Below are 4232 nucleotides of genomic sequence, written 5' to 3'. Positions count from 1 at the left end.
AGTCGCTCCGCGTGGCCCGCAACATCAAGGAGATATACGACGCCGACATCGCGGCCAACATCGAGGGGTGGACGTCCGCCTGGTTCAGCGCCTACGGCGACGCGACGATCGCGTCGCTCCCCTCGGCGGCGTGGATGGAGGGGACGCTGCGCGCCGAACTCCCCGACACCGCGGGCGACTGGGGCGTCTTCAAGATCCCCGCGCTGGAGTCGGGCGGCCCGCGGGCGTCGAACTGGGGCGGCTCCAACCTCATGATCGCCGATCAGGTGTCCGACGAGGCGCAGGCGCGTGGGTGGGACTACATGGAGTACTCGCTGGCGACCGAGGAGATGCAGCTGGCGATGTACGACGAGTACGGGCTCTTCCCGGCGCTGGAGACCGTCTACGACGACCCGGTGTTCGACGAGGAGCTCGACTTCTACGACGGGCAGCCCGCGAGAGCGCTCTTCGCCGAGGTCGCACAGGACTCGCCGGGATACCGGTTCACCGCGGACACGCCGGAGGTCTCACAGGCCATCGAGACCGAGCTTCAGCGGATGATCAACGGCGAGCAGTCGCCGGAGGAGGCCGTTCAGGCGGCCGCCGAGACCGTCGCCGAGAACACCGATCGGGACCTCGCGTAATCCGGAGGGACCGATCGAATGGCCACTTCTGACGAGACGGACGAGCGCGTCGGAGAGACGTATCGCCGCCGCGCCCGGACGAGGGTACGACGCACCACGAGACAGATCAGGCGGGCGGCGCGGCCGGGATGGGACCGAGTGCGGTTCGCCAGACAGGACCTGACGGCGGCGGTTCCGACGCTGCCGCGGGTCGCGTACCTGTTCATCGCGCCATTCTTCGTGCTGTTCGGCCTGTTTTTGGCCTTCCCGGTGGCGTACACGCTGTACCTGTCCTTCTTCGAGTACCAGGGCGTCGGCGAGGGCTCGCTGTTCTGGATCGACCTCGGTCCGGTGTACGTCGAGATCCCGCAGATCGCGCAGCTGAGCTTCGTCGGGGCCGGGAACTACGTCCGACTGCTGGGCAACGACCTGTTCTGGCAGTCGATGTTCAACACCTCGTACATCCTCGCGATACAGGTCCCGCTGATGATCGGACTGGCGCTCGCGCTCGCGCTCGCGCTGAACGCGTCGTTCATGCGGTTCAAAGGGGTGTTCCGCACCGCGATCGCGCTGCCGGTCTCGGCGAACCTCGTGGCGTACTCGACGGTGTTCCTCCTGCTTTTCAACGAGCAGTTGGGGTTCCTCAACTACGTCCTCTCCGGCGTCGGACTCGGCCCGGTACCGTGGCTGACGAGCGAGTTCTGGGCCCGGAACACGATCATCGCCGCGGTGACGTGGCGGTGGACGGGGTACAACATGATCATCCTCCTCGCCGGACTCCAGACGATTCCACAGCAGCTGTACGAGGCGGCCGAGATCGACGGCGCGAACCGGTGGGAGAAGTTCCGGTACGTCACGCTCCCGCAGCTCAAGCCGGTGTTGCTGTTCGTGGTCGTGCTGTCGACGATCGGGACGTTCAAGCTGTTCGCCGAGCCGTACGTCATCACCGGCGGCGGCCCGACGAACTCGACGATAACCATCGTCCAGTACATCTACCGGCAGGCGTTCGTCAACTTCAACCTCGGCTACGCGAGCGCGCTCACGGTCGTCTTCGTGGCGGTCGTCAGCGTCTTCTCGATCCTCCAGATCAAGCTCGGGGGTGAGGACTGATGCGCGAGCAACGACGCAAGGACGCAGTCTGGCGGTTCCTCACGTACGCGTTCGTCATCACGATGGTCGTGGTGATGATGGTGCCGCTGTACTGGATGCTGGTGGCGTCGACGCTCCCGCAGGAGCAGTTCCTCCAGTTCCCGCCGCGGCTGATACCCGGGACCGCGTTCCTCGACAACTTCGCGGCGCTACAGGAGCGGCTCGACTTCCTCCGGACGATCCGGAACAGCGTCTTCATCGCCGTCGTCTACACGCTGCTGTCGCTGGTGTTGTGTTCGATGGCCGGCTTCGCGTTCGCCAAGTACGAGTTCAAGTACAAGGAGCCGATCTTCTACGCGATCTTGGCGACGCTCGTGTTGCCGATCCAGCTGCTCGTCATCCCGCTGTTCCTGCTGATGGCGCAACTGGAGTGGACGAACACGTTCCGGGCGATCATCCTCCCGTGGGCGGCGAACCCCATCGGGATCTTCCTCATGCGGCAGAACATGAAGTCGATCCCGGACGCGTTACTGGAGTCCGCTCGGATGGACGGGGCGACCGAGTTCCAGATCTTCTACCGGATCGCCTTACCGACCATGCGGTCGTCGCTGGCCGCGCTGGCGATCATCCTGTTCCTGTTCCAGTGGGACCTGTTCCTGTACCCGCTCGTGATCTTAGAGTCGGCGGACATGTACACGATCCCCATCGGACTGGCGCAGCTGACCGGGTTCCAGCGGATCTACTACGACCAGATCATGGTGGCGGCGACGCTCGCCATCGTGCCGATGGTCGTGTTGTTCTTAGTGCTACAGAAACAGTTCGTCAGCGGCATCCTCGCGGGGTCGCTCAAAGAGTAACCAATGTCAGGAATCAACATCACTGAACTGGACAAGGTGTACGACTCCGGAACCGAGAACGTGGTCGCCGTCGAGGGCCTCTCCGTCGACATCGACCACGGCGAGTTCCTCGTGCTGGTGGGACCGTCCGGCTGTGGAAAGTCGACGACGCTCCGCTGTCTCGCCGGGTTAGAGGACGTGACGGACGGATCGATACGGTTCGGCGACGAGGACGTCACGGACCGTCGCGCCAGCGAGCGCGACGTGGCGATGGTGTTCCAGAACTACGCGCTGTACCCGCACATGACCGTCCGGGGCAACATCGGCTTCGGGCTGAAGCTCTCGACGAAGCTGTCCGGCGACGAGATCGAACGGAAAGTCGAGGGCGTCGCCGAGATGCTCGGAATAAGCGAACTGCTCGACGAGAAGCCGAAGGCGCTCTCCGGCGGCCAACAGCAGCGCGTGGCGCTCGGGCGGGCGATCGTGCGGGAGCCGTCCGTGTTCCTGATGGACGAGCCGCTCAGCAACCTCGACGCGAAGCTCCGGTCGGAGATGCGGACCGAGCTACAGGAGCTACAGGCCGACCTCGACGTGACGACGGTGTACGTCACCCACGACCAGACGGAGGCGATGGCGATGGGCGACCGGATCGCCGTGATGAACGGCGGCGTGCTCCAGCAGGTCGGGTCCCCGGAGGAGGTGTACCGGTCGCCGGTGAACCGGTTCGTCGCGGACTTCATCGGGTCGCCGAGCATCAACCTGCTCACGGCCGACGTCAAGGGGGACACTCTCTCGGGTCCCGGCGAGTTCGCGTACGAGCTCGACGATCCCGAGCCGGTCGCCGGACGCGACCGCGTCAGCGTCGGCGTCCGGCCCGAGGACATCGAGGTCGTCGAGTCGGGCCGGAGCGCGGCCGACGTGACGGTCGTCGAGCCGAATGGGAACGAGAACTTCCTCTACATGGAGATAGACGGCCACGAGCTCACCGCTCGCGTCGATCCGACGGTCCGACCGGCGGAGGGATCGCGCGTCGCGTTCGACTTCGACGAGACGGCGGTGTACCTGTTCGACATCGAGACGGGCGACGCGCTGAAAACCAAAACAGACTCCGTCGACAGCGCCGTCGTCGGAGCCACGGAGAACTAACAGGATGTACATCACCGACTACGAGCTGTTCGAGGTACCGCCCCGCTGGCTGTTCTTGAAGCTGACGACGAGCGACGGCACCGTCGGCTGGGGGGAGCCGATCGTGGAGGGCCGGTCGCACACGGTCCTCGCGGCCGTCGAGGAGCTGCTCGACAGCTACCTGCTCGGCGAGGACCCGACGCGGATCGAAGACCACTGGCAGTCGATGTACCGCGGCGGGTTCTACCGCGGCGGGCCGGTGCTGATGAGCGCGATCGCCGGCATCGATCAGGCGCTGTGGGACATCAAGGGCAAGCAGTTCGGCGCGCCCGTCCACGAGCTGCTCGGCGGCCGCGCGCGCAACCGGATCCGCGTGTACCAGTGGATCGGCGGCGACCGACCGGCGGACGTGGGCGAGGCCGCCCGCGAGAAGGTCGACGCGGGTTTCACGGCGCTGAAGATGAACGCGACGGCGGAGATGCGCTCGATCGACAACCCGGCCGCCGTGGCCGACGCGGCCGACCGGATCGCCGCGGTTCGGGAGGGGGTCGGCGACGAGGTCGACATCGGGGTCGACTTC

The 4232-nt window shown here is 65.7% G+C and carries 5 protein-coding genes; all 5 read left to right on the top strand.

The features are described 5' to 3' along the window. Positions 1-623, top strand: a 623-nt coding sequence (locus BN903_RS07175; RefSeq protein ID WP_048077076.1) for an extracellular solute-binding protein, incomplete at its 5' end; no start/stop codon positions are given. Positions 624-641: 18 nt separating this feature from the next. Beyond that, the gene (locus tag BN903_RS07170; RefSeq protein WP_048077075.1) at positions 642-1712 is read left to right on the top strand and encodes a carbohydrate ABC transporter permease; all 1071 of its coding nucleotides are present in this window, start codon (positions 642-644) and stop codon (positions 1710-1712) included. Next, positions 1712-2548, top strand: a complete 837-nt coding sequence (locus BN903_RS07165; RefSeq protein WP_048077074.1) for a carbohydrate ABC transporter permease — start codon at positions 1712-1714, stop codon at positions 2546-2548. Before BN903_RS07170 ends, BN903_RS07165 begins: the two co-directional genes overlap by 1 nt. Positions 2549-2551: 3 nt before the next feature. Next, positions 2552-3673: an ABC transporter ATP-binding protein gene (locus BN903_RS07160; protein WP_048077073.1), complete on the top strand. Its 1122-nt coding sequence runs from the start codon at positions 2552-2554 to the stop codon at positions 3671-3673. 4 nt (positions 3674-3677) lie between these two features. Beyond that, a partial coding sequence (locus tag BN903_RS07155) for an enolase C-terminal domain-like protein (protein ID WP_048077072.1) occupies positions 3678-4232 on the top strand: 555 nt, incomplete at its 3' end.

Source organism: Halorubrum sp. AJ67 (assembly GCF_000513435.1).
Note: the sequence above shows the minus strand (reverse complement) of the source record. Positions and strands in the feature narration are given on the sequence as shown.

Bases quoted from the DNA above. Each gene is read 5' to 3' on its own strand.
- BN903_RS07170 (WP_048077075.1), top strand. From the start codon at position 642: ATGGCCACTTCTGACGAGACGGACGAGCGCGTCGGAGAGACGTATCGC.
- BN903_RS07165 (WP_048077074.1), top strand. From the start codon at position 1,712: ATGCGCGAGCAACGACGCAAGGACGCAGTCTGGCGGTTCCTCACGTAC.
- BN903_RS07160 (WP_048077073.1), top strand. From the start codon at position 2,552: ATGTCAGGAATCAACATCACTGAACTGGACAAGGTGTACGACTCCGGA.